This window comes from Bradyrhizobium sp. LVM 105 (assembly GCF_003957705.1).
GTDB classification, from domain to species: Bacteria; Pseudomonadota; Alphaproteobacteria; order Rhizobiales; family Xanthobacteraceae; genus Bradyrhizobium; species Bradyrhizobium frederickii.
On record NZ_QZMV01000016.1, the window covers coordinates 85,330 to 109,077 of the forward strand.

A 23,748-nucleotide genomic window follows, 5' to 3' on the forward strand; every position below is an offset into this window, starting at 1 on the left:
AAGGTGCGGCGAGCGAAGGGGCGTCGCTGCGAACGTCAGCAGCAAGTTCTATGGCAGTGAGCAGCCTAGATCAGCCGCATTCCGCGCAGGCTGGAATGCCCGCTTTTCCCGACGATGATGTGGTCGTGCACGGCAATGCCGAGCGGCTTGGCGATGTCGATGATCGCTTTCGTCATCTGGATGTCGGCCTGCGACGGCGAGGGATCGCCGGAGGGGTGGTTGTGCACCAGGATCAAGGCGGTCGCCGATAATTCCAGCGCGCGCTTGATCACTTCGCGCGGATAGACCGGGGTGTGGTCGACGGTGCCGGTCTGCTGCACCTCGTCGGCGATCAGCTGGTTGCGCTTGTCGAGGAACAGCAGGCGAAACTGCTCCTTGTCGGCGAACGCCATGCTGGAGCGGCAATAATCGATCACCTCGTTCCAGGACGACAGCGCGTTGCGGCTGTTGACCTCGCCCCTGGTCACGCGGCTCGCCGCGGCGGCAATCAACTTGAGCTGGTTGATCGCGGATTCGCCGATGCCGTCGACCTCGCGCAGCCGCGCCACCGGCGCATGCACGACCTCGGCGAACGAGCCGAACGTCTTGATCAGCGCCTTGGCCAGCGGCTTGGTGTCGCGCCGCGGCAATGCCGGAAACAGCGCCATCTCCAGCAATTCGTAGTCGCTGAGCGCATCCGCGCCGGCGTTGTAGAAGCGCTCGCGCAGCCGTTCGCGATGGCCGTGATAGTGCGGCACCTCGTCAGGCTTGCTCTTGTCGTGGTCTCGCTTGGCGGGCATCGGCCGCCAGCATTGCCGGGAGCTAGCGTTTTTGCAACCGTCAATTGCGGGGCGCGCCGGCCGGCGTCCTGATGGTCGGTGCGCGCGCGGGCGCCGTGACCGCCACCACCCCGGCGAGAATGAGCGCCATTCCGGCAACGCTGGACCAGCTCAAGCGCTCGCCGAGAATGGCGGTGCCGAGCGCCACGGCGAATCCCGCACGCAGATAGCTCCCGCTGGTCGTGCCGAGCGGGCCGAGCGTGCGGATCAGGCGGAAATAGATCACCATCGCCAAGGCTGTGCAGACCACGCCGAGCGCGATCAGTGCTGCGATTGCCTGCGCGGGCGGCTGCGCCAGCCTCCACGGCTGTTCGAGAGCCGCGGCGGTCGGGAGCATTAGCACCGCGGCGCAGCTCATCGTCCCTGCTGCGGTGACGATCGCGGGAAGGCCCGAGAACCGCTGCCCCCAGATCGGTGCGAGCGCGTAGCACAAGCTCGCGCCGAGCACCGCCATCTGGGCCAGTGGCGCCGCCGTGCCGATCCCGGACAGCGCGTCGATGCCCATGGTCAGGGCCACGCCCGCAAGGCCGAGCGCAACGCCGACGATCTTGCGGCCGCCGATCGTCTGCCGTCCGCGCCCGGTCATGACAGCGATCGCCAGCACGAACATCGGTGGGGTCGCATTGAGCACACCGGCAAGCCCGCTGGCGATATGCATTTCGCCCCAGCTGATCAGGGTAAAAGGCAGCGCGCTTTGCAGCAGCCCCTGCACGAACAAGGCGGCCCAGACCGATTGCCCGCGAGGAAGGACGTGGCCCTGCGCGGTCGCAATCAGGATCAGAAGCATCGCGGCTATGGTCACGCGAGCGGCGACCATCGTGAACGGCGGGATCGTTGCGACAGCGAGCTTGATGAGCGTGAACGAGCTGCCCCAGATCAGCGAGAGCAGCAGCAGGAGCCCGACCTCGATTGCGAGATTGGTCGTCGTGTGTTGCGCCTGTGTGTGTTGTGCCTGTGTGCTCATGCGATTTGCTCCTGGATCGACACCATGATCCGGAGCTGCGGCGCGGGCTGGCTGAATTCGGACCTCGTCGCCCGGTGACGTCCGATTTCAGCTACTCGGTGCGCTGCATCGAAACTATGATTTGGTCATGGCGAAGAATTCAGCCGAGCGGCAAACGCTGCCACCGCATCTCGACTGGGAGACCTGCGATCGGGCCCGGTTGGCGCGCGCCCGCGCATTCGACGGCCTGTTCTTTTCCGGGGTTCGCTCGACGCGCATCTATTGCCGGCCGGTCTGTCCGGTGCGCCCGGCGCGCTCGGAGAACGTCACCTTCTATGCGACCGCGGCTGCCGCCGACCGGGCCGGCTTTCGCCCGTGCCTGCGTTGCCGCCCTGAAACGGCGCCGGGCTCGCCCGCCTGGATGGGAACGGCCACTACCGTCGCGCGCGGCATGCGCCTGATCCATGACGGCTTTCTGGACCGGGCGTCGATGAGCGAGCTTGCGGAAGCCCTTGGCGTCGGGCCGCGCCATCTGCTGCGCCTGTTCATGCGCCATGCCGGCGCGAGCCCGAGCGATATCGCGGCAACCCGCCGCGTGCAGGAAGCCAAGCGTCTGATCGATCAGACCGACATGACGTTGGCGGAGATCGCGTTTGCGGCGGGCTTCGGCAGCGTGCGCCGCTTCAACGACGCTTTCGCGGCGACCTATAAGAGAGCGCCATCGTCATTCCGCCGCCGGCGCTAGCCGACGCGTCGGGATCACCCGATCTGCTTCTCGCCGTGCCGCTCCGACAGCGTGAAGATCTCGACGCCGGTGGCGGTGACGCCGACGGAGTGCTCGAACTGTGCCGACAGCGAGCGGTCGCGGGTGACGGCGGTCCAGCCGTCCGAGAGGATCTTCACATGCGGCTTGCCGAGATTGATCATCGGCTCGATGGTGAAGAACATGCCGGGCTTGAGCTGCACGCCTTCGCCCGGACGGCCGATATGGATGATGTTCGGCTCGTCGTGGAACATGCGGCCCAAGCCATGGCCGCAGAAATCACGCACCACGCTCATGCCCTGCGGCTCGACGAAGCTCTGGATGGCGTGACCGATGTCGCCGGTGGTGGCGCCGGGCTTCACCGCGGCGATGCCGCGCATCATCGCCTCATACGTCACCTCGATCAGCCGCTCCGCCTTGCGGGCGATCGGGCCGACCGCATACATCCGGCTGGAATCGCCGTACCAGCCGTCGACGATGAAGGTGACGTCGATATTGACGATGTCGCCTTCCTTCAGCGGACGATCGCCGGGCATGCCGTGGCAGACCACGTGATTGAGCGAGGTGCAGGTCGAATAGCGATAGCCGCGATACATCAGCGTCGCCGGATAGGCGCCATGGCTGAAGGCGAAGTCGCGGACGAATTGGTCGATGCGCTCGGTCGGCACGCCGGGCCCGACGATGTCGGTGAGCTCGTCCAGGCATTTCGCCACCAGGGCGCCCGCCTTGCGCATGCCGGCAAAGGCGGCCGGCCCATGCAGCTTGATCTGTCCGGTCTTGCGCAGCGAGGTATCGGTGGCTTCGACGTAGCTCATGCTTGTGCAGTCTTCCTTGGGCGGTCTTCCGGGCTGATCGCGATTATCGGTGGAAAGGCTTGATTTCAGGCCCCAATTTAATGATTGCGGGCCTTCATGCAAGCCGAGGCAGGGCGTTTTCGAGCGAAGTGGCTAACCGGTTCGCGTGAAGAAAACGCGTCAAAACAAGATCCTTGCCAGCCTTGGTTGCGAAAGCGGCCTAATTCGGGACTTCTACGGTGGTTTCCACCGGCAGCGCGCCGCCGCGGATGCGGATTTCGCGGACGGGGTAGGGAACCCGGATGCCCTCCTGCTTGAAGGCGTCCCACAGCGCCAGCATCACGTCGCTCTTGACCTTGTCCATGCCGTCGGGGTCGGCGATCCAGAAGGTCAATGAGAACTTCATGCCGGCTTCGGCGAACTCGGTGAGGATGCAGGTCGGCGGCTTGCCTTTTTGCGCGCGCGGATGGGCTTCGGCGATCTCGGCCGCGAGCTTGCAGACCACTTTCGGGTCGGCGTCGTAATTGGTGCCGAAGGCGATCTTCACCAGCGTGTTCTTGTCGGTATAGGTCCAGTTGACGACCTTCTGCGTCACCAGATCCTCGTTCGGCACCAGGAACTCGCGGCCGTCGCCTGCGGCGACGGAAATATAGCGCGTCTTCATCGCGCTGATGCGGCCGGTATTGTCGCCGATGGTGACGAGGTCGCCGGGCTTCACCGACTTGTCGGCGAGCAGGATGATGCCGGAGATGAAATTGGCGACGATCTTCTGCAGGCCGATACCGATGCCGACGCCGACCGCGCCGGAGAACACCGCGAGCGCCGACAGGTCGATGCCGACCGCGCCGAGCGCGATGACGATGGCGACGGCCAGAAGCCCGATGCGGATGATCTTGACCAGCAGCACCTGCACCGACGGCGTCAGGTCGGCGGTCGCGTTGATCCGGCTCTCGGCGAAATTGCTGGTGATGTTGGTGGCCCAGAGCGCGATGAGGAGCAGCGCGCCGGCCTTGATTGCCAGCAGCGGGGTCAGCCTGAGGCCGCCGAACACGATGGCGTAGGCATCGAGCAGGTCGACGGTCGCATCGAACTGCCCGAGGATGGACAGCGCGGCGACGAACCACGCCGTGATCGACACAAGCTTGACGATGAAGGCATTGCGCAGCACCGAAGTCACGAGCCGGATCACGAGCCAGGCCAGCCCGAGCTTGGCGGCGACCATGAGCAGATAGGAGCGGCTCGGCCAGGTCGCGTGGTACATCACGAGGCGCGAGATGATCACGAGTAGAGTGAACACCGCCGTCGAGGCGCTGGCGACCATCACCCGGGCGAAGTGCCGGAGCGGCAGCGGCCAGCGCATCGCCAGCGAGGTCATGTCGACCCGGTTGCGGACGGCGGTCTCCGCCGCATAGGCGATGCCGGCCGCGACCAGAATGAGCCCGAATTGCAGGTAGAACCAGGGCGAGGAGATCTCCGCCCCGACGCTGCGCGCGGTGGTCTGCACGAACTCCATGAAGTCCTTGAGGTCCATGTCCATCGGTCTCGTCGGCAAGCGGGGAGGAATTGATTCGAGGGAGCCGCAGAATCCCACAAAGGGCACGGCCGGGCCATCGATACACCGGCATGTGATGGACGTTAAGGCCGTAAAAACGGCCAGATTGCCGCGAGATGCGAAAATGGGTTGGCGCGCGGAGGCGGCGACGATAGAGATGCATGGATATATGTTTGGGTAAATCCGTTGGTCGCGGCGCGCTTCGCCTCTCCCCGCGTGCGGGGAGAGGCCGAAATTCGAGTGCAGCTTGAATTTCGGGTGAGGGGGACTCTCCGCGAGTCTCACTGTCACCGTCCCCGCGGAGGCTCCCCCCTCACCCCACCCTCTCCCCGCAAGCGGGGCGAGGGAGCGCCGGGCCAGTGGCCCCTGACTGAACTCGCTCATTACTTGGAGTAACCCGCAGCACCGCATGGCCTCTCTCGACTCCGTCAGCCTCGCCATATTGCTCGGCGCCGTCCTCGTCATGGCCGGCATCCTGTCGAGCCTGCTTGCGCTCCGCTTCGGCGCGCCCCTGCTGCTGGTCTTCCTTGCGGTCGGCATGCTCGCCGGCGATTCCGGTCCCGGCCAGCTCCAGTTCGACGACGTCCGCACCACCTATCTGGTCGGCTCGGTGGCGCTGGCCCTGATCCTGTTCGATGGCGGCCTCAGGACACGCTTTGCCAGCATCCGCACCGTGCTCGCGCCGTCCGTGGTGCTCGCGACCGCCGGCGTGCTGCTGACCGCGCTGATCACGGCGCCGTTCGCCAAGTTCGCGCTCGACCTCAACTGGACGGAATCGCTGCTGGTCGGCGCCGTGGTGGCCTCGACCGATGCGGCCGCGGTGTTCCTGCTGGTGCATACCCAGGGCCTGCGCCTGCGCCCGCGCGTCGGCGCGACGCTGGAGGCGGAATCCGGCACCAACGACCCCTTCGCGATCTTCCTCACCTTGATGCTGGTCGAGTACATCTCGGTCGGGTCGAGCTCGGCCGGCCACGTGCTGATGGAATTCGTGCAGGAGGCGGTGCTGGGCGCCGTCGTCGGCTTCATCGGCGGACGTCTCGTCGTCATCGCGCTCAACCAGGTGGCGCTGCCGCAGGGCCTGCATGCGCCCTTCGTGACCACGGCCGCGCTGGTGATCTTCGGCGGCGCGCAGATGATGCATGCTTCCGGCTTCCTCGCGGTCTATCTCGCCGGCATCATCATCGGCAACCGGCCGACGCGCGCGCATAACCAGGTCGTGGCCTTCCTCGATGCCGCGACCTGGCTGGCGCAGATCGTGATGTTCGTGCTGCTCGGCCTCTTGGTCTCGCCGAGCAGGTTGGGGGCCAGCGTGCTGCCGGCGGTCGCCGTCGCGCTCGTGCTGATGCTGGTGGCGCGGCCGATCGCCGTCTTCGTCTGCCTTGCGCCGTTCCGCTTCAACTGGCGCGAAAAGATCTTCATCGCCTGGACCGGCCTGCGCGGTGCGGTCGCGATCTTCCTGGCGTCGATCCCGATGCTGGTCGGCCTGTCCAAGGCCTATCTCTATTTCGACGTCGCCTTCGTCGTCGTCATCATCTCGCTGCTGCTGCAGGGCTGGACCCTGGCGCCGGCCGCGCGCAAGCTTCACGTGGCGCTGCCGCGCGCCGACCGCGGTCCGCGGCGTGTCGAATTGGATCTGCCCGGCCAGCTCGAGCAGCAGCTGGTCGGCTATCCGGTGCGGCCCAAGAGCCTGTATTTCCGCCGCGGCCTGATCCCGTCCTGGTCCAAGCCGACGCTGGTGATCCGCAACGAGAACATCCTGACGCCGCTGGAGGCCGACCCGATCGCGCCCGGCGACTACATCTATCTGCTGGCGCCGCCGGAAAAGGCCGAATCGCTCGACCGCTTCTTCGTCGACATGCAGCCGAGCTCGGCGCCGGATCCGCATCTGCTCGGCGACTTCATGGTCTCCGGCGAGCACACCCTCGCCGAGCTCGCCGAGATCTACGGCGTCAGGATCGGCGCGGACGAGGGCAAGCTGACCCTTGCCGATTATTTCGACGTTCATCTCGACCACGCGCCGAAGGAGGGCGCCGAGCTCGCCCTAGACGAGATCGTGCTGGTCGCGCGCAGCATCTCCGGCGGCCGCGTCAACGTCGTCGGCTTGCGCCTGCCGGAAGATGACGAAACGCCGCCGCCGCTGACCCGCGCGCAGGCGCTGCGGAAGAAGCTTTCGGATGTGTGGGCCTCGGTGGCGGGGGTTTAGCGACGCTCTCGTGTCCCGGACGCGCTGCAACGCGTAAGCGTTGCTGCGCAGAGCCGGGACCCATGGCGCGGTGTGGGCCCCGGCTCTGCGACGCATCACTGCGTGCTGCGTCGCGTCCGGGGCACGAAACTCTCCTCACGCCAGCATCTTCACCCCGCCGAAACTCGTCACCCGGCCCTGTTTCAGCATCACGATCTGCGTGGCGAGCTGGCGCAGCTCGGCGGCGTCGTGACTGACATAGACCATCGGCACATTGGCCTCGTCGCGCAGCCGCACCAGATAGGGCAGGATCTCGAGCTTGCGGCCCTCGTCGAGCGCGCCGAGCGGCTCGTCGAGCAGCAAGAGCCGCGGTCGTGACAGCAGCGCGCGCCCGAGCGCGACGCGCTGACGCTCGCCGCCGGAGAGTTTTCCGGGACGACGATCGAGCAGGGCGCCGATATCGAGCAGGTCGATGACGCGCTTGTGCTGGGCCGGATCTGGCGCAAGGCCGTTCATGCGCCGGCCATAATCGAGATTCTGCGCTACGTTGAGGTGCGGGAATAGCCGAGCGTCCTGAAACACGTAACCGATGCGGCGGCGCCAGCTCGGCACGTGGATGCCGGCCGCAATGTCGTCCACGGTCTCGCCGTCGATCACGATGGTGCCGCGGTCGGGCCGCAACAGGCCTGCGATCATGTTGACCAGCGAGGTCTTGCCGGCGCCCGACGCGCCGAACAGGCCGATGACGCGGCCCTCGCTGGTGAAGGACGCCTGAAGCGAGAACTCGCCGAGCTTCTTTTCGACATCGACGCGCAGCATGGTCAATTCCCGTGCAGCCGCGCGGTGGCGCGGCGGGCGAACCATTCGGCTGCTATCAGCGCACCCAGCGCCAGCACGATCGAGACGATCACGAGCCGGCCGGCCGCGGCATCGCCGTCAGGCGTCTGGATCAGCGAGTAGATCGCCGACGAAATCGTCTGGGTCTCGCCGGGAATGTTGGAGACGAAGGTGATGGTCGCGCCGAACTCGCCGATTGCCTTGGCGAAGCCGAGCACCATGCCGGCGAGCACGCCGGGCAGCGCCAGCGGCAGCGTCACGGTGAAGAACACTTTCCATGGGGCGGCGCCGAGCGTTTCGGCAGCCTGCTCCAGCCGCCGATCGATCGCCTCGATCGACAGCCGCATCGGGCGCACCAGCAGCGGAAACGCCATCACGCCGCAGGCGAGCGCCGCGCCGGTCCAGCGGAACGAGAACACGATACCGAGATAGTCGGCGAGGAAGCCGCCGACGAGGCCGCGCCGGCCAAAGGTGAGGAGCAGCAGATAGCCGGTGACGACAGGCGGCAGCACCAGAGGCAGATGCACGACCGCGTCGAGCACCGATTTGCCCCAGAAATCCCTGCGCGCCAGCAGCCATGCCAGCGCGATGCCGAACGGCGTCGCGACCAGCGTGGCAATGGTCGCGACCCTGAGCGAGAGCAGGATCGCGGTCCATTCGGCGGGAGAGATCTCGAACATCAAGTGCTGAATATCAGATTGTCGGGCTGACCAGGAACTTGAAGCCGTATTTTTCCAGGATGGTCTTGGCGCCCGAGGAGCGCAGGAAGGCGAGATAGTCGCTGGTCCCGGCCTTCGCGATTGTGGTCGCGGCAACCGGATAGATGATCGCGGGGTGCGAGTCCGCCGGGAAGGTGCCGACGATCTTGACGCCGGGCTCGACCTTGGCGTCGGTGGAATAGACGATGCCGAGATTGGCCTCGCCGCGCGCGACCAGCGTCAGCGCCGCGCGCACGCTCTCGGCCATCGCGAATTTCGCTTCGGCGGCCTGCCAGGCGCCGAGCTTCTCGAGCGCCGCCTTGGCATATTTGCCTGCCGGCACCGACTTGACGTCGCCGGTCGCGATCCTGCCGTCGCCGGCGAGCTTGGCGAGATCGAAGCCCTGGGTAATCGCGACGTTGTCGATCTTGGAATCCTTCGGCGCGATCAGCACGATGCTGTTGCCGAGCAGATTGACCCTGGAAGCCTCGTCGATGGTCTTCCTGGCGATCGCGTAGTCCATCCAGTCGGTGTCGGCCGAGACGAACACGTCCGCCGGCGCGCCCTGCTCGATCTGCCGGGCGAGCACCGAGCTCGCGGCATAGCTGACCGAGAACCTGATTCCGGTCTTGGCCGTGTAGGCTGCATTGACCTCGTCGAGCGCATTCTTCATCGACGCGGCGGCGAACACGGTGATGGTCTTGTCCTCGGCGGCGGCCGGCGAAAGGGGGGCGGTGGCAAGGATCACGAAGGCGGTGAGAAGTCCGGACAGACGAAACATGGATGCGCTCCGTGCGAGCTCGCGCGCGCAGGCGGCGCACGCAAATCTGGCGTTGGGTGGGTCAGATGCGACGGGCGGACGCGCCGTTCCACGGCTCCCCGGTGGCTTACGGCCAGCGTGGGATATCGCAGCCGCGAAGATAGCAGGCCAGGTCGGAAGGTCAAACCTGGTGCGTCATCCCGGGGCGCGCGTAGCGCGAGCCCGGGATCCATAGCCACAGGATTGTGTTTGGCGAAGACTCGGCGTTGCCACTTCGTCCGACGACCACTCCCTGGGGCTCTGGGTCCCGGATCTGCGCGCGCTTGGGGCGCGCTTGTCCGGGACGACGGCGATGGGCGAGGGGACAGCGTACCTACGGCTTCGCATCGCCCGCGTGCAGCACCGCCTTGCACGCCGCCGGCATCTGCGCCAGCGTCATTGGCGGCTTCGGTTTTGGCGGCTCCGGCGGCGGCTTGGGGTGCAGCACTGCGTCGGAGAACCAATAGGCGAGATCGGCGGGCTTGCAGCCTTCGTCCTCGGCCTGCGACGGCTGGCCCTCGCACTCCTCGGCACCTGCCGGGCAGCGCATGCGGATGTGGAAATGGTAGTCGTGGCCCCACCAGGGGCGGATCTTCGCCAGCCACGCGCGGTCGCCCTTGGCCTCGCGGCACAGCGCCTTCTTGATCGCGGCGTTGACGAAGATGCGCTGCACCGCCGGCTCGCGCGCCGCATCGCGCAGCACCAGGACATGGCCGGGCGTGAACACGCGGGGGTCGATGTCGAGCCGGTCCTGACGCACCATCATCACCGCCGACATGTCTTCGCGCTCCTCGCGCGAGAGGCGGCGGTCCGGCATCGGCGTCAGCCAGATGTCGGCGTCGAGACCGATCTGGTGGCTGGCATGGCCCGACAGCGCCGGGCCGCCGCGCGGCTGCGCGATGTCGCCGACCAGGATGCCCGGCCATCCCGCGTCCTTGTGCGCCCTGGCCGCAAGCCGCTTGATCAGGCTGATCATCTCGGGGTGGCCATAGCTGCGATTGCGCGACAGCCGCATCACCTGCCAATGATCGCCGTTGAGCGGCATCTGCTCCGCGCCGCCGATGCAGCCCTTGGTGTAGGAGCCGATGACATGGGCCGGCCCCTTCGACGGCAATAGCTTTCGCGCGAACAGCTCCTTGGCGGCCAGATCTGGGTCGTTCGGATTGGCGAGCGGCGGCAGCGGCTTCGGATTCATACTGCCCTTGTCCTGGGCCAGCGCGCCGCCGGCGGCCAGGGGGACGAACCAAAGCAGGAGGAGGATGATGCCGCGGCGACTCATGCAGACGTCCTTATAGCCCAATGCGGCATCAGGGGTAAGAATGAGGCTGGAGCCGGCTGCCGGCTCGCCGCTGCGCGCTAAATCGTGCCTCGAGCCGCGTTTCTTAAGGGTGCAATAACCCTATCCTGCATTGACCAAAATTCGTGCGCGGCGCGAGGAAAACCCGCGGCTCGCATGCAATCGCGCGTGATTTCGGAACTGATTCAAGCGCGCGCGCAATTTTGCATCAGGCCGATCGTTGATTGCGGCTCCAGACACAATGTGACGGCGCCTGCCGCCATAGCCGCGCCGCGCAAACAGGCAGCAAGGTCCGCCTCGCGCGGACCGCGGCCGGGCAAGATTACTTTTTTTTCAGACACTTGCCCCAAGACTTTTCCTCTCAAGACTTGCGCGGGCGGGCGCGACGGGAACGGGTGAAGTTGGGTTTGAAGTCTCGAAAAGCAAAAAAACGAAAGCAAGGCGTGCTTGCCCGGTCCGGCCGATCGCCGCGCAAGCCGCGCTTCGCGTGCGCATCGCGAGCCCTGTCCGAACGCGATGAAGTCTTGCGCAGTCGCGCCGAGACGGAAGCCGCGATCGCGGACGCGCGCAAATCCCATGAGCGGCTGCGCCAGGCCATCGACATCCTGCCGCAAGGCATCGTGTTCCTCGATGCCGAAGGCCGCTACGTCCTCTGGAACAAGAAGTACGCCGAGATCTACAGCAAGACCGCCGATCTGTTCGAGGAAGGCGCCCGTCTCGAAGACACGCTGCGCATCGGCGTTGCCCGCGGCGACTACCCGGAGGCCGTGGGCCAGGAGGAAGCGTGGATCGCCGAGCGTCTGCAAAAGCTCTATCAGCCCGGCGCGCGCCACGAGCAGAAGCTGTCGGACGGCCGCGTCATCCTGATCGACGAGCGCTTGACCGATGACGGCGGCGTGGTCGGCCTGCGCGTCGACATCACCGAGCTGAAGCAGCGCGAAGCCTCGTTCCGCCTGCTGTTCGACGGCAATCCCGTCCCGATGATCGTCTGCGCGCTGGACGACGAGCGTATCCTCGGCGTCAACGATGCCGCGGTCGCGCATTACGGTTACAGCCGTGCCGAGTTCGAGCGATTGACGATCCGCTCCCTGCAGGCCTTCGACAGCGAGCCGCCCTGGACCGCCGACCGTTCCAGCGAGGAGCAGGCCGGCCGCACCTGGAAGCACGTCAAGGCCGACGGCGCGCTGATCGACCTTGCGATCTATTTCCGCGAATTGACCTATGCCGACCGGCCCGCGGTGCTGCTTGCGCTGATGGACATCACCGAACGCAAGCGCGCCGAGGCGCGGCTCGCCTTCATGGCCCAGCATGACGCGCTGACCGGGCGGCCCAACCGCGCCCTGCTGCGCCAGCAGACCGACGAGATGCTGCTGCACACGCGGCGCAGCCCCGAGAAGGTCGCGCTGCTGATGCTGGGGCTCGACAATTTCAAGGCAGTCAACGACACGCTCGGACACGCGGTCGGCGACAAGCTGTTGCGCGGCGTCGCCAAGCGGCTGCGCTCGACGCTTCGCGAGGAAGACGCGCTGGCGAGACTCAACTCGGACGAGTTCGCGATTGCGCAGAGCGGGCTGATGCGGCCCGAGGACGCGGTGGGGCTGGCAAAGCGCCTGCTCGAGGCCATCGCCGATCCCTATCTGCTCGACGGTCATTCCGTGGTGATCGGCGCCTCGATCGGCATCGCGATGGCGCCGGGCGACGGCGATGATTCCGAGAAGCTGCTCAAGAGCGCCGACATGGCGCTGTCGCGCGCCAAGCAGGATGCACGTGGCAGCTTCGCCTTCTTCGAGGCCGCGCTGGATGCGAAAGCGCAGAGCCGCCGTAAGATCGAGGTCGAGCTGCGCGACGCGATCCAGAACGACGTGCTGCGTCCGTATTATCAGCCGCTGATCGACCTCCAGAGCGGCCGCATCACCGGCTTCGAAGCGCTGGTGCGCTGGCCGCATGCCGAGCGCGGCATGGTCTCGCCGGCCGAGTTCATTCCGGTCGCCGAGGACACCGGCCTGATCAATCCGCTCGGCGGGTTGATGCTGCGCCGGGCCTGCCTCGATGCCGCGGCCTGGCCGGACGACGTCCGCATCGCCGTCAATCTGTCGCCGCTCCAGTTCCGCGGCGGCAATCTGCTCTCGATGGTGACCGAAGCACTCAAGGCGTCCGGCTTGCCGCCGCGGCGGCTCGAGCTCGAGATCACCGAGACGCTGCTCCTGGAAAAGAGCGCGCAGGTGCTGGCGACGCTGCATGCCTTGCGCGCGTTGGGCGTGCGCATCTCGATGGACGATTTCGGCACCGGCTATTCCAGCCTCAGCTATCTGCGCAGCTTCCCCTTCGACAAGATCAAGATCGACCAGTCCTTCGTTCGCGATTTAGGGGCCAACCGCGAGGCGCAGGCCATCATCCGCTCCATCGTCAGTCTCGGCAAAGGCTTGGGCGTCACCATCACCGCCGAAGGCGTCGAGACCGAAGCCGAGCTGAGCTGCCTGCGCGCGGAAGGCTGCCACGAAGGCCAGGGCTTTCTGTTCAGCAAGGCCCGGCCCAATATCGAGATCGTCAGCCTGCTCGCCGCACAGCGCGGCATCGACGGCGATGACGCCGCGCTGGTGGCGTGAGGGGCGGTCGCCGCTTGGCGATACCGATGTAAAGGGACGCGCTGCTTTCTCCATCGTCGCAACACGAGGCCGAAACTCGAAGTCCGACCAAGGGGCGGCCTCATGACGCCGGCTTGCTAACACAAAGCGGAAATCTGCCGCCCGACGGCGCTCGGCGGCTTGTGCCTATCAGCTGACCTGCACTGAGATGTCGTTAAGAGCCGCCTTCGACAATGGCGGACCTGAGGTCGGCCAGCCGAGTTGTGCTCCAGGAGAAAGTGTCCCACCCATGTGCCGAGTACAAAATTCTTTCTCTACGCGCTTGGTTGTGGACAAGGGGGCGTCCGGTTCAGAGGGAGCACTACGAATGTTTGGTAAGTCTGACGGCACTTGGTTGAACGAGCCGAAAACATGGTCCGAAAAGGAAAACCTCCTTGAACTAATAACAGACCAGGCCACTGACTTTTGGCGCGAGACACACTACGGCTTTATCCGCGATAGCGGACATTTCCTCGGTTTTGAGACCGGAGATGCGTTCACGGCCGAACTTCGCATCCGAGCTGATTTTAGGGCGCTCTACGATCAAGCGGGCCTGATGGTGCGTATAGACGAACGTCGCTGGCTTAAGGCGGGGATCGAGTTTTCGGACGGGCGCGCCATGCTTTCGAGCGTGCTGACTGCGGGGCAATCGGACTGGGCAACAGCCCACTATGAGCACGACGCCAGTGACTTCCGATTACGTGTCACGGTTGCGCATGGTGTGCTTCGTTTGCAGGCATCGACCGATGGAAAGATGTGGCCTCTCATGCGGCTCGCGCCATTCGCGGAGAGTTCTTCCTATCTCGTTGGACCTATGGCTTGCACGCCGGAGCGGTCGGGATTAGCGGTCGCCTTTTCGGAGTTTCGGCTGGTGCCGCCGCTTGGCAAGGAGCTTCATGATCTTGAATGAGGAGCACAAGCGAAAGCGAGTCGACGTCCGCTAGCCAGGCAAACTGGCGATGTCCGGTGTTGTGAACAGACACGGGTCCTACTCGGCGCGGGCTGACCGGGTTTACGACCACACGCCCTCGCTCGTCGAAATCAGGCCGCGGCGCGGCCAAGGTCGAGCGATGGTCTGCGCTTGGTCGGGAAGCTCAGTGCCACGGCGACGGCGGCAAGGCCGATCGCGAACGAGCCGGCGTGCAGCCACGTGTAGCGCTGGAAATTGTCGAACACGAGCCCGCCGGCCCAGGGTCCGAGCGCCATGCCGAGGCTGGCGAAGGCCGATACCGCGCCGAACACCGTGCCCATGATGCGGGCGCCGAAGAACTCGCGGACCAGCACCGCATAGAGCGGCATCACCCCGCCATAGGCGAGGCCGAATACCACGGAGAGTGCGTAGAATTCGCCGAGCTGCGCCACCGCAAGATAGCTCGCGATGCACATCGCCTGCACGAGGAGCCCGCCGACCAGCACGGGCTTTGCACCGATGCGGTCGGCCAGCGCGCCGAGCAGCAGGCGGCCGCCGAGGCCTGAGACGCCGGCGACGCTGTAGACCGTCACCGCCGTGAGCGGAGCGATGCCACACACCATTGCGTACGACACCATGTGGAAGATCGGGCCGGAATGCGCGGCGCAGCAGGCGAAATGCGCTGCCGCCAGCGCGATGAATTGCGGCGTGCGCAACGCCTGCGCCGCGGTCAGCTCGACCTCCGGCGCAGCGTCTGCATTCGCGGTGCCTGCCGCTGCCGGCGCCGGACGCACCAGGAAGCAGGCGGGGATCAGCAGCGCCCAGGCAGCACAGCCGATCACCAGCATGGCGGTGCGCCAGTCATAGGTCGTGATGAGCCAGCTCGCGAACGGCGCGATCGTCACCGGCGACACGCCCATGCCGGCCGAGACCAGCGCTACCGCAAGGCTGCGGTTCTTCTCGATCCAGGCGCTCGCCAGCGCCATCATCGGCGCATAGAAGCTGCCGGCGGCAATGCCGATCAGCACGCCGAAGCAGAGCTGGAACTGCCACAGGCTCGTCGCCTGGCTTGCGGTGACGAGGCCGAGCCCCAGCAGCAGGCTTCCCGCGAGCACCACGATGCGGGTGCCGAACCGGTCCGACAGCGCGCCCCACAGGAACGCGGCAAATCCCATGAAGAGGAAATCCAGCGTCGCCGCCGCCGACACCCCGGCGCGCGACCAGCCCATGGCGTCCGAGATCGGCTGCAGGAACACCGCCAGCGACAGCATCGTGCCGAACCCGACACACGTCATCAGCGCGCCCGCGGCGACCACGACCCAGCCATAGTCGAAGCGTGACGGCTTGCTCATGCGTTTCCTCAGCGCTGTTGGTTTTGTTGGTGGTGCGCAGGAGAGATGGTGGCCCATCCGCTTCCGGAGAGCAAGGCGCGTTGGGCGCATACTGACACCGTCCAGCCCTGATGATAGCATCCCCTCGTCACCGGCCTGCTTTGTTGTTCTCACAGACGCACCACCAAGAACGCGTGAGGAGGCAAGTTCAATGACATGGGGAGCGCTCTTGGGGCCGCGCGGTTGCCGCAGGCTTGTCTTACCGGTCATTGTCGCCGCGGCGATCTCGGCACCTCTCGCATACGCGCAGGACGGCCAAAACTCTGCCCGCGAGCCGGGGCCGGTGTTTTCGGATAGCGGCCCGGATGCCGAGCTCTACGGCGCGGCTGAGGGCTATCCAGTCGGCACGCGCGGGGCTGCCCCGCAGCTTGACAAGCTGGTCGGGGTCTACAGTCATTTCGACGAGCTCTACAAGTCGCGCGCGATAGGTCGCGCGACGGTGCCGTGGCAATTCAAGCGCGCGCCAGAGCCGTCGATTGCCTATCATTTCGATAACCAGCGGCTCAGCATCGCGGACTACCTCAAGCGCAACCCGGTGACGGGCCTCTTGATCGCCCGGGACGACACCATCCTGTACGAGCACTATCAATATGCGCGGACCGACCACCATCGCTTTGTCTCGCAGTCCATGGCGAAGACGCTGGTGGCCATGCTGGTCGGGATCGCGGTCTCGGAGGGGCGGATCAAGTCGATCGACGACCCCGTCTCAACCTACGTTCCCGGCCTTGCAGGAACGGAATATGGAAACACATCCATCCGCGCCCTGCTGAACATGTCTTCGGGCGTCGAGTTCTCGGAAGTCTATGACGGCAAGGACGACATCGCCCGGCTTGGGCGGGCCCTGTTCGTCGACGAGCCGAAGGACCCCGCTGCCGTCGTCGCGCAATTCAATACCCGAACCGCACCGCCGGGGACCAGATGGCATTATGCCAGCGTTGAAACGGAAATCCTCGGCCTGGTCCTGCGCGCCGCCACGGGCACGCCGCTTGCCGACTATCTCCACGACCGGATCTGGGATCCCATCGGCACCGAAGCGAATGCCTCATGGGCGATCGACGGCAGCGGGCAAGAGATCGCCTTTTGCTGCTTCAACGCGACCTTGCGCGACTATGCGCGCCTGGCCCGGTTGCTCGCACATGACGGTGCCTGGGAAGGCCGCCAATTGATCCCCCGGCAATGGCTGCTCGATGCCACGACCGTCAGGCCAGAGGATGGTCATCTCGCGCCGCACGTGGCCACACGCTATTTCGGCTACGGCTATCAGGTGTGGCTCCTCCCTGGCGAGCAGCGCAGATTTGCCCTGCTGGGCATCCGCGGTCAGGTCATCCTGGTCGATCCGATCTCCAAGCTCGTCATGGTACACACCGCCGTTCGCCAAAAGCCGTCCGAGCCGGGCGCCCTCAGGGAGCCGCTCGCGCTGTGGTTTGCCGTGCTGCAACAGCTCGGGCAATGATGAACTGATGACGCCTGCCAATGGCATACAGCCGCGCTGGCGCGGCCGGTCGGGTCCGTCTTCTGGCCGGTATTCGCCGGCCAGTCGGTGATGGGGGGCCGCAAGCCGCGGCTGCATTGAACCTGTCCGGCTTCCAGGAGCACCAACGGCGCGTAAGTCCCGATAGCCGCGACGAGGGAAGGCGCGATGAGGACCCTAAAAGCATCAATCTGCGCTGCAGTTGCTGCGCTTGCCTTGAGCCTGTCGTTCGGCGCGCCATCCCATGCCGAACATGACGAGGCGGGCACCCTCACGCTGCAGATGAAGCAACTCTATCGGGCCGGCAAATACACCGAAGCGCTGCCATTGGCTCAGAAATCCCTGACTCTGCGCGAGAAGGAGTTCGGCCCTGACGATGCGGCCCTCGCGATGCCGCTGAACGACCTCGGCACGATCCACTACAACCTCGGCCAATACGCGGTTGCGGAGCCGCTCTACAAGCGCGCGCTGGCGATCCGGGAGCGGACACTCGGTCCGGATCATCCGGAACTTGCGATGGTGCTGAACAACCTCGGCGATCTCTACCGCGCGGAACAGCGTTACGCGGAAGCGGAGCCGCTGCTCAAGCGGTCGATCGCCATCAGCGAGAAGTCGCTCGGCCCCAATGACCCGTCGATCGTGCTGGCGTTGAGCAACCTCGGCGCGGTCTACAGCAACCAGGGCCGGTACGACCGGGCCGAGCCGCTGTTCAAGCGAGGGCTGGCCGTTCTCGAGAAAGCGCGCGGACCGGACGATCCCGAAGCCACGGTGCTGATGAGCAACCTCGCCGATGCCTATATCCATCGGCGCCGCTATGCCGAGGCCGAGCGGCTGCTGAAGCGCGCGATGGCGGTGACCGAGAAGGCGTTCGGGCCCGACCATCCGGATGTCGCGCAGGCACTGAACAATCTGGCCGCGCTCTACGGACGGCAGGGGCGTAACGCCGAAGCCGAGCGCCTGTACAAGCGGTCGGTGGCGGCCATGGAGAAGTCGCTTGGTCCCGACCATCCGGACCTCGCCTATGTTCTGCAGAACCTTGCAGCTCTCTACAAGGACCAGGGACGCTACGCCGATGCCCAGCAGGTCCTGAAGCGGTCGATGGCCATCCGAGCCAAGACCAGGCCGATCTGAAGAGCCGCGCTGGTGGTAGAGCGATTTGTTCGGCGCAGCCCGAAGAGCGAAGTTGGACGCGAAACCCAGCGAGCTTCATCTTCATGTCGGATCGTCAGGGAGCATCGCTAGATACTACGTCCGCCCGTCAGCTTTCGCAGGGCGGGCAAGGCACCGCGCGCCGTGCCTGCCATTCTTCCCGAGAGCACACAGGGTGGGCACGCTTCGCTTCGCCTCCGATACGACTTTTCTATTTTTTTAGCGCATTGACGCCGGACCATGTCGGCATGGGTCGGGCTCGATCGTCCTTGGGTGGACACGTCCCGGACGTGCAGGAGATCGACCCGGCACACCTGACGTGATTTCGTCGATTCGAACCGTCAAATTCGCACTGGAGCAATGCCCATGAGGATCACCGTCGAAACCAGCGTCGCAGCCCCCATCGATCAGGTCTGGCAGGCCTATACGACGCCTGCCGACATCGTGAAGTGGAATGCGGCGTCCGACGACTGGCACACGACCAAGGCGACGGTCGACCTGCGGGAAGGTGGCGCCTTCTCGTCGCGGATGGAAGCCAAGGACGGCAGCATGGGCTTCGACTTCGCCGGCACCTACACAAGGATCGTGGAACACAAGCGGATCGAATATGCGTTCGGCGACCGCAAGGCCGAGGTCGAGTTCGTGCCCGCCCCGGACGGCATTGTCGTCCGCGTCGTGTTCGATGGCGAAACGACGCACTCGGTCGAGCAGCAGCGGGGTGGCTGGCAGGCGATCCTCGACAATTTCGCACGATACGTCGAGGCGAAGCGGAAGCTGTGATCGATCAGGAACAGGCGCGCTGACGGACGCCTGCATCAAACCCGCTGCGATGCTGCCATCATCCCCCTGTTTTGCCCGACCGAGCAAACGGATTTCGTGAAATCGAAAAAGCACAATGCCGCCAAGGGGGCGGCTACTGTGCATGGGGTTGTTTTCGCAGTCCTTGCCGGGCTCCAATGGTTCGGGCCGAACTGATCCAGCCGCGAAATCTGGTCTCGCTTCTCCGCCGTCATGGCCGGGCTTGACCCGGCCATCCACGTCTTCACCGCACCAAAACGTGGATGCCCGGGACGAGCCCGGGCAGACGGTGGTTGATATCGGCGGCTCAGCTTGGGAGGTCGCTCAGCTATCCACCTTCAGCGCCGCGATGAAGGCTTCCTGCGGGATGTCGACCTTGCCGAACTGCCGCATCTTCTTCTTGCCTTCCTTCTGCTTCTCCAGAAGTTTCCGTTTGCGGGTGATGTCGCCGCCGTAGCATTTCGCGGTGACGTCCTTGCGCAGCGCGCGCACCGTCTCGCGGGCGATCACCTTGCCGCCGATCGCCGCCTGGATCGGGATCTGGAACATGTGCGGCGGGATCAGCTCCTTCATCTTCTCGACCATGGCGCGGCCGCGCCCTTCCGCGCGGGTGCGATGCACCAGCATGGAGAGCGCATCGACCGGCTCGGCATTGACCAGGATCTGCATCTTGACGAGATCGGCCGGCTTGTAGTCGGTGAGATGATAGTCGAACGAGGCGTAGCCCTTGGAGACCGACTTCAGGCGGTCGTAGAAGTCGAACACGACCTCGTTGAGCGGCAGATCGTATTTCACCATGGCGCGGGAGCCGACGTAAGTCAGCTCCTTCTGCGCGCCGCGGCGGTCCTGGCACAGCTTCAGCACGCTGCCGAGATATTCGTCCGGGGTGAGGATGGTCGCCTCGATCCAGGGCTCGTCGATCTCGGCGATCTTGACCACGTCGGGCATGTCGACGGGATTGTGGATCTCGATCTCCTGGCCGTCGGTGAGCTTCATCTTGTAGATGACGCTCGGCGCGGTCGCGATCAGGTTGAGGTCGAACTCGCGCGACAGCCGCTCCTGGATGATCTCGAGGTGAAGAAGGCCGAGGAAGCCGCAGCGGAAGCCGAAGCCGAGTGCGGCCGAGGTCTCCATCTCGAAGGAGAAGCTGGCGTCGTTGAGCCGCAGCTTGCCCATCGCCGCACGCAGCGTCTCGAAATCGTCGGCATCGACCGGGAACAGGCCGCAGAACACGACCGGGATCGCCGGCTTGAAGCCCGGGAGCATTTCGGTAACAGGCTTCCTGTCGTCGGTGATGGTGTCGCCGACGCGAGTGTCGGCGACTTCCTTGATCGCCGCGGTGATGAAGCCGATCTCGCCGGGGCCGAGCTCGTCGACCTGCTGCATCTTCGGCGTGAAGAAGCCGACGCGCTCGACGTCGTAGGCCGCGCCCGTGCCCATCATGCGCACGCGGCTGCCCTTCTTCATGACGCCGTCGACGACGCGGATCAGAACGACGACGCCGAGATAGACGTCGTACCAGCTGTCGACCAGCAGCGCCTTCAGCGTCGCGTCGCGGTCGCCCTTCGGCGGCGGCAGGCGGGTGACGATGGCCTCCAGCACGTCGGGGACGCCGAGGCCGGTCTTGGCCGAGATCATCACCGCGTCGGAGGCGTCGATGCCGATGACGTCCTCGATCTGCTGCTTGATCTTCTCGGGCTCGGCGGCGGGAAGGTCGACCTTGTTCAGGACCGGGACGATCTCGTGATTGTTGTCGAGCGCCTGGTAGACGTTGGCGAGCGTCTGCGCTTCGACGCCCTGGCTGGCGTCGACCACCAGGAGGGAACCTTCGCACGCCGCCAGCGACCGCGAGACTTCGTAGGCGAAGTCGACATGGCCGGGCGTGTCCATCAGGTTGAAGATGTAGTCCTTGCCGTCCTTGGCGCGGTACGACAGGCGCACCGTCTGCGCCTTGATGGTGATGCCGCGCTCGCGCTCGATGTCCATGGAATCGAGCACCTGCTCCTTGCCCGCCATTTCGCGGTCGGAGAGGCCGCCGGTCATCTGGATCAGGCGGTCGGCCAGCGTCGACTTGCCATGGTCGATATGGGCGACGATGGAGAAATTGCGGATGTTGGAAATGGGGACGGTCGTCATGGGCGCGGGATACCACTCACATCCCCGTGCGGCAACCATATTGCTGTAATTTCAGGGCCTTTCTTCACGCCAAGCTGATTCCACGGCAGGCCAAAACGCGCTACGCAACGGCGCATGTCCACCACCTCGATCCCATCCGTCAGAGCGCGGGCGAAGACCCGCTTGAGTTACAACCGCTTCCGGGCCTGGCTGGTCGCCTGCGCGGTCCGCCCCGAGGCCAGATTGTGGCTGGTGATCCAGCTCGCCATCCTGCATGCGGTGCTCTGGACCTTCATCCTGATCAATCTCAAGGCGGCGCAGGACGTTCACATGGACGTCGCAGAAGCCTATGGCTGGGGCCAGAAATTCCTGTGGGGCTACGGCAAGCACCCGCCGCTGTCGGGCTGGGTCGCCGGCCTCTGGTTCACGGTGTTCCCGGCCGCGGACTGGGCGACCTATGCGCTGGCGATGGCGACCGTCAGCGCCGGCATGGTGATCTGCTGGCTGGTGGCCTTGCGCGTGGTGGATGCGCGCCGCGCCTTCCTGGTCGTGGTGATGGTGGCGCTCTACCCGATCTTCAATTTCAAGGGTTTCAAGTACAACCCGGATCTGCTGCAGCTCGTCACGCTACCGCTGCTCGTGCTCGCTTATCTCAACGCGTTCGAGAAGCGGAGCTGGCAGTCCGGCGTCTTGCTCGGGCTCGCCGGCGCGCTGGCGCTGATGACCAAATATTGGGTGCTGACCATGATCGGCGCCATCGGGCTTGCCGCGCTGATCCATCCGGAGCGGCTGAAATTCCTGCTCTCGCCGGCGCCGTGGGTGGCGATCGTGACGATGGTGCTGGCGATGATCCCGCACTTCGTCTGGCTGGCCGATGCGCATTTCGTGCCGCTGACCTATGCCGGCGACACCTACAGCCTCCAGGACAAGAGCCAGGTGCATCAGCTCGTCGCCGGCTACTTCCTGCATAATTTCGGCTTGCTGGCCCTGCCGGTGGCGCTCGCCGGGCTGGCGATGGCGCTGGTGCCGCCGTGGCTGACGCTGCTGGTGCGCGCGCCCGCGCGCATCGTCACGCGGGCGTGGCAGCGCGGCGCCAATTCCGGTGTCAATGTCTCGCAGGCGCTGAATGTCTGGATCATCCAGATCATCGTCGCGTTCGGCCCGCCGCTCGGCGCGCTGGTCTTCAGCATCTACATGAAGACCGATTGGGGTATCTCGCTGTTCTTCCTGGTGCCGCTGGCGCTGGTCGCGATCCCCACATTGCGCGTGCAGGGCGCGAGCCTGTTCAACATCGCGGCGATCTGGCTCGTGCTCAGCGTCGCGACGCTCGTCGCCTCGCCCTGGATTGCCGCGGGCGAGCTGGCGGCCAATGCCGGCAACACCGCGACCTATGGCGCGCGCTCGGATCTTGCGCGCGAGCTGACCCAGGCCTGGCACGCGCGCTTCGCTTCGCGCTGGGCCGTCGTCGCGGGCAGCATGGAATCGATCCAGCCGATGGTGTTCTACAGCCCGGATCATCCGGCGGCATTCACGCCGAATGAGGCCTGGGCCTCCGGGCTGACCTCGCTCGACGAGCTCAAGCGATACGGCTTCATCGGCGTGTTCGATGCCAACGACGAACGCCTGCCCAAGTTCGAGAAATGGATATCGGAGACCGCGCCGAATGCCGAGCGCGTGGTGATGACCACGCGCCGCTTCACCCACGGCAAGGCCGGCCCGTCGATGAGCTGGCATATCTACATCGCGCCGCCGGGGAAATAGCCGAGCTGCCGTAGGGTGGGCAAAGGCGCAAAGCGCCGTGCCCACCAACTTCGGCCATCGTGACAGGTGCGTGGGCACGCTTCGCTTTGCCCACCCTACGCAGCTTCACTGACGAAGCCGCTAAACCCCTTCCTCGTTGAACTTGCTTTCAACGAGTTCCGTGATCGCCGCGAGTGCGGCTTCGGCCTCAGCGCCGGCGGCGGCGACCGTGATGGTGGTGCCAGGTCCTGCGGCGAGCATCATCAGGCCCATGATCGAAGTGCCGCCGACGGTCTCGCCGCCGCGCGTCACCCACACTTGCGCGTCGAAGCGCTCGACCGCCTGGACGAATTTCGCCGAGGCGCGGGCGTGCAGACCGCGCTTGTTGATGATCAGGAGATCCTTGGAGATCGCGCCCGCGGGCACGCTTGTCCCGGCTTGTGGCGCGTCGCCGCTCATTTGCCGGCGAGCACGCGGCTGGCGATGGTGACGTATTTGCGGCCCGCTTCCTGGGCCATCGCGATCGCGTCAGGCAGCGGACGCTCCTCGCGCACCTTGGCGAGCTTCACCAGCATGGGAAGGTTGATGCCCGCGAGCACTTCGACCTTGGGCCGGCTCATGCAGGATATTGCAAGGTTCGACGGCGTGCCGCCGAACATGTCGGTGAGGATCGCAACCCCATCGCCGGAATCGACGCGGTTAACCGCTTCGATGATGTCGCTTCGGCAGAGATCGGAATCGTCTTCGGCACCGATCGTGATCGCTTCGATTTGTTTTTGTGGGCCCATGACATGTTCAAGCGCTGCCTTGAATTCGTCGGCAAGGCGCCCGTGGGTCACAAGTACTAGACCAATCATCGGAAAACTC

At 65.4% G+C, this 23,748-nt stretch carries 20 protein-coding genes; 8 read left to right on the top strand and 12 right to left on the bottom strand.

Going from position 1 to position 23,748, the window contains the following annotated elements; translation table 11 throughout:
• Positions 1 to 65: 65 nt before the first annotated feature.
• Complete coding sequence (gene radC / locus D6B98_RS32105; RefSeq protein WP_126261028.1) at positions 66 to 779, bottom strand: RadC family protein; 714 nt, start codon at positions 777 to 779, stop codon at positions 66 to 68.
• Positions 780 to 819: 40 nt separating this feature from the next.
• Entirely contained in the window at positions 820 to 1,782 is a 963-nt protein-coding gene (locus tag D6B98_RS32110; protein ID WP_126261029.1) for a DMT family transporter, read from the bottom strand.
• A 127-nt stretch (positions 1,783 to 1,909) separates the two neighbouring features.
• Between D6B98_RS32110 and D6B98_RS32115 the strand changes: the two genes are divergently transcribed.
• Positions 1,910 to 2,506, top strand: coding sequence for a bifunctional transcriptional activator/DNA repair enzyme AdaA (locus D6B98_RS32115; RefSeq protein WP_126261030.1), 597 nt, complete (start codon positions 1,910 to 1,912; stop codon positions 2,504 to 2,506).
• 14 nt (positions 2,507 to 2,520) lie between these two features.
• Here the strand turns inward: D6B98_RS32115 and map are convergent, their stop codons facing one another.
• Positions 2,521 to 3,339 (bottom strand): type I methionyl aminopeptidase, encoded by an 819-nt coding sequence (map, locus tag D6B98_RS32120; RefSeq protein WP_126261031.1) that lies wholly within the window; start codon positions 3,337 to 3,339, stop codon positions 2,521 to 2,523.
• Positions 3,340 to 3,538: 199 nt separating this feature from the next.
• A complete protein-coding gene (locus D6B98_RS32125) occupies positions 3,539 to 4,855 on the bottom strand; it encodes a mechanosensitive ion channel family protein (RefSeq protein WP_164719013.1) in 1,317 nt (438 codons plus the stop codon).
• Between the two features lie 424 nt (positions 4,856 to 5,279).
• Between D6B98_RS32125 and D6B98_RS32130 the strand changes: the two genes are divergently transcribed.
• Positions 5,280 to 7,073 carry a potassium/proton antiporter gene (locus D6B98_RS32130; RefSeq protein WP_126261032.1) on the top strand — a complete coding sequence of 598 codons (1,794 nt, stop codon included), beginning with the start codon at positions 5,280 to 5,282 and terminating at the stop codon, positions 7,071 to 7,073.
• Between the two features lie 135 nt (positions 7,074 to 7,208).
• Here the strand turns inward: D6B98_RS32130 and modC are convergent, their stop codons facing one another.
• The 4 genes from modC to mepA form a co-directional block, all read right to left on the bottom strand.
• A complete protein-coding gene (modC, locus tag D6B98_RS32135; RefSeq protein WP_126261033.1) occupies positions 7,209 to 7,871 on the bottom strand; it encodes a molybdenum ABC transporter ATP-binding protein in 663 nt (220 codons plus the stop codon).
• 2 nt (positions 7,872 to 7,873) lie between these two features.
• A complete protein-coding gene (gene modB / locus D6B98_RS32140; protein WP_126261034.1) occupies positions 7,874 to 8,569 on the bottom strand; it encodes a molybdate ABC transporter permease subunit in 696 nt (231 codons plus the stop codon).
• 13 nt (positions 8,570 to 8,582) lie between these two features.
• On the bottom strand, positions 8,583 to 9,368 hold the full coding sequence (gene modA, locus D6B98_RS32145; RefSeq protein ID WP_126261035.1) for a molybdate ABC transporter substrate-binding protein: 786 nt from the start codon (positions 9,366 to 9,368) through the stop codon (positions 8,583 to 8,585).
• A gap of 352 nt (positions 9,369 to 9,720) precedes the next feature.
• Positions 9,721 to 10,665 (bottom strand): penicillin-insensitive murein endopeptidase, encoded by a 945-nt coding sequence (gene mepA, locus D6B98_RS32150; protein WP_126261036.1) that lies wholly within the window; start codon positions 10,663 to 10,665, stop codon positions 9,721 to 9,723.
• A 461-nt stretch (positions 10,666 to 11,126) separates the two neighbouring features.
• On the opposite strand from mepA, the gene D6B98_RS32155 reads away from it, so the two are divergent.
• Both D6B98_RS32155 and D6B98_RS32160 read left to right on the top strand, forming a co-directional pair.
• Positions 11,127 to 13,289, top strand: coding sequence for an EAL domain-containing protein (locus D6B98_RS32155; protein WP_126261037.1), 2,163 nt, complete (start codon positions 11,127 to 11,129; stop codon positions 13,287 to 13,289).
• Positions 13,290 to 13,635: 346 nt separating this feature from the next.
• Positions 13,636 to 14,217: a DUF1349 domain-containing protein gene (locus D6B98_RS32160; protein ID WP_205680541.1), complete on the top strand. Its 582-nt coding sequence runs from the start codon at positions 13,636 to 13,638 to the stop codon at positions 14,215 to 14,217.
• Positions 14,218 to 14,348: 131 nt separating this feature from the next.
• Here D6B98_RS32160 and D6B98_RS32165 read toward each other — a convergent pair whose 3' ends face one another.
• A complete protein-coding gene (locus tag D6B98_RS32165; protein ID WP_126261039.1) occupies positions 14,349 to 15,569 on the bottom strand; it encodes an MFS transporter in 1,221 nt (406 codons plus the stop codon).
• 208 nt (positions 15,570 to 15,777) lie between these two features.
• Between D6B98_RS32165 and D6B98_RS32170 the strand changes: the two genes are divergently transcribed.
• From D6B98_RS32170 to D6B98_RS32180, 3 genes are all read left to right on the top strand, one after another.
• Positions 15,778 to 17,061: a serine hydrolase domain-containing protein gene (locus D6B98_RS32170; protein ID WP_245481506.1), complete on the top strand. Its 1,284-nt coding sequence runs from the start codon at positions 15,778 to 15,780 to the stop codon at positions 17,059 to 17,061.
• Between the two features lie 186 nt (positions 17,062 to 17,247).
• Positions 17,248 to 18,210, top strand: a complete 963-nt coding sequence (locus D6B98_RS32175; protein ID WP_126261040.1) for a tetratricopeptide repeat protein — start codon at positions 17,248 to 17,250, stop codon at positions 18,208 to 18,210.
• 384 nt (positions 18,211 to 18,594) lie between these two features.
• Positions 18,595 to 19,008: an SRPBCC family protein gene (locus D6B98_RS32180; RefSeq protein WP_126261041.1), complete on the top strand. Its 414-nt coding sequence runs from the start codon at positions 18,595 to 18,597 to the stop codon at positions 19,006 to 19,008.
• 342 nt (positions 19,009 to 19,350) lie between these two features.
• On the opposite strand, the gene lepA is transcribed toward D6B98_RS32180, so the two are convergent.
• Positions 19,351 to 21,162 carry a translation elongation factor 4 gene (gene lepA, locus D6B98_RS32185; protein ID WP_126261042.1) on the bottom strand — a complete coding sequence of 604 codons (1,812 nt, stop codon included), beginning with the start codon at positions 21,160 to 21,162 and terminating at the stop codon, positions 19,351 to 19,353.
• A 114-nt stretch (positions 21,163 to 21,276) separates the two neighbouring features.
• On the opposite strand from lepA, the gene D6B98_RS32190 reads away from it, so the two are divergent.
• Entirely contained in the window at positions 21,277 to 22,902 is a 1,626-nt protein-coding gene (locus tag D6B98_RS32190) for a glycosyltransferase family 39 protein (RefSeq protein WP_126261043.1), read from the top strand.
• 120 nt (positions 22,903 to 23,022) lie between these two features.
• Here the strand turns inward: D6B98_RS32190 and D6B98_RS32195 are convergent, their stop codons facing one another.
• Positions 23,023 to 23,340: an HPr family phosphocarrier protein gene (locus D6B98_RS32195; RefSeq protein ID WP_126261044.1), complete on the bottom strand. Its 318-nt coding sequence runs from the start codon at positions 23,338 to 23,340 to the stop codon at positions 23,023 to 23,025.
• Positions 23,337 to 23,738 carry a PTS sugar transporter subunit IIA gene (locus D6B98_RS32200; RefSeq protein WP_007597752.1) on the bottom strand — a complete coding sequence of 134 codons (402 nt, stop codon included), beginning with the start codon at positions 23,736 to 23,738 and terminating at the stop codon, positions 23,337 to 23,339. Before D6B98_RS32200 ends, D6B98_RS32195 begins: the two co-directional genes overlap by 4 nt.
• Positions 23,739 to 23,748 lie beyond the last annotated feature (10 nt).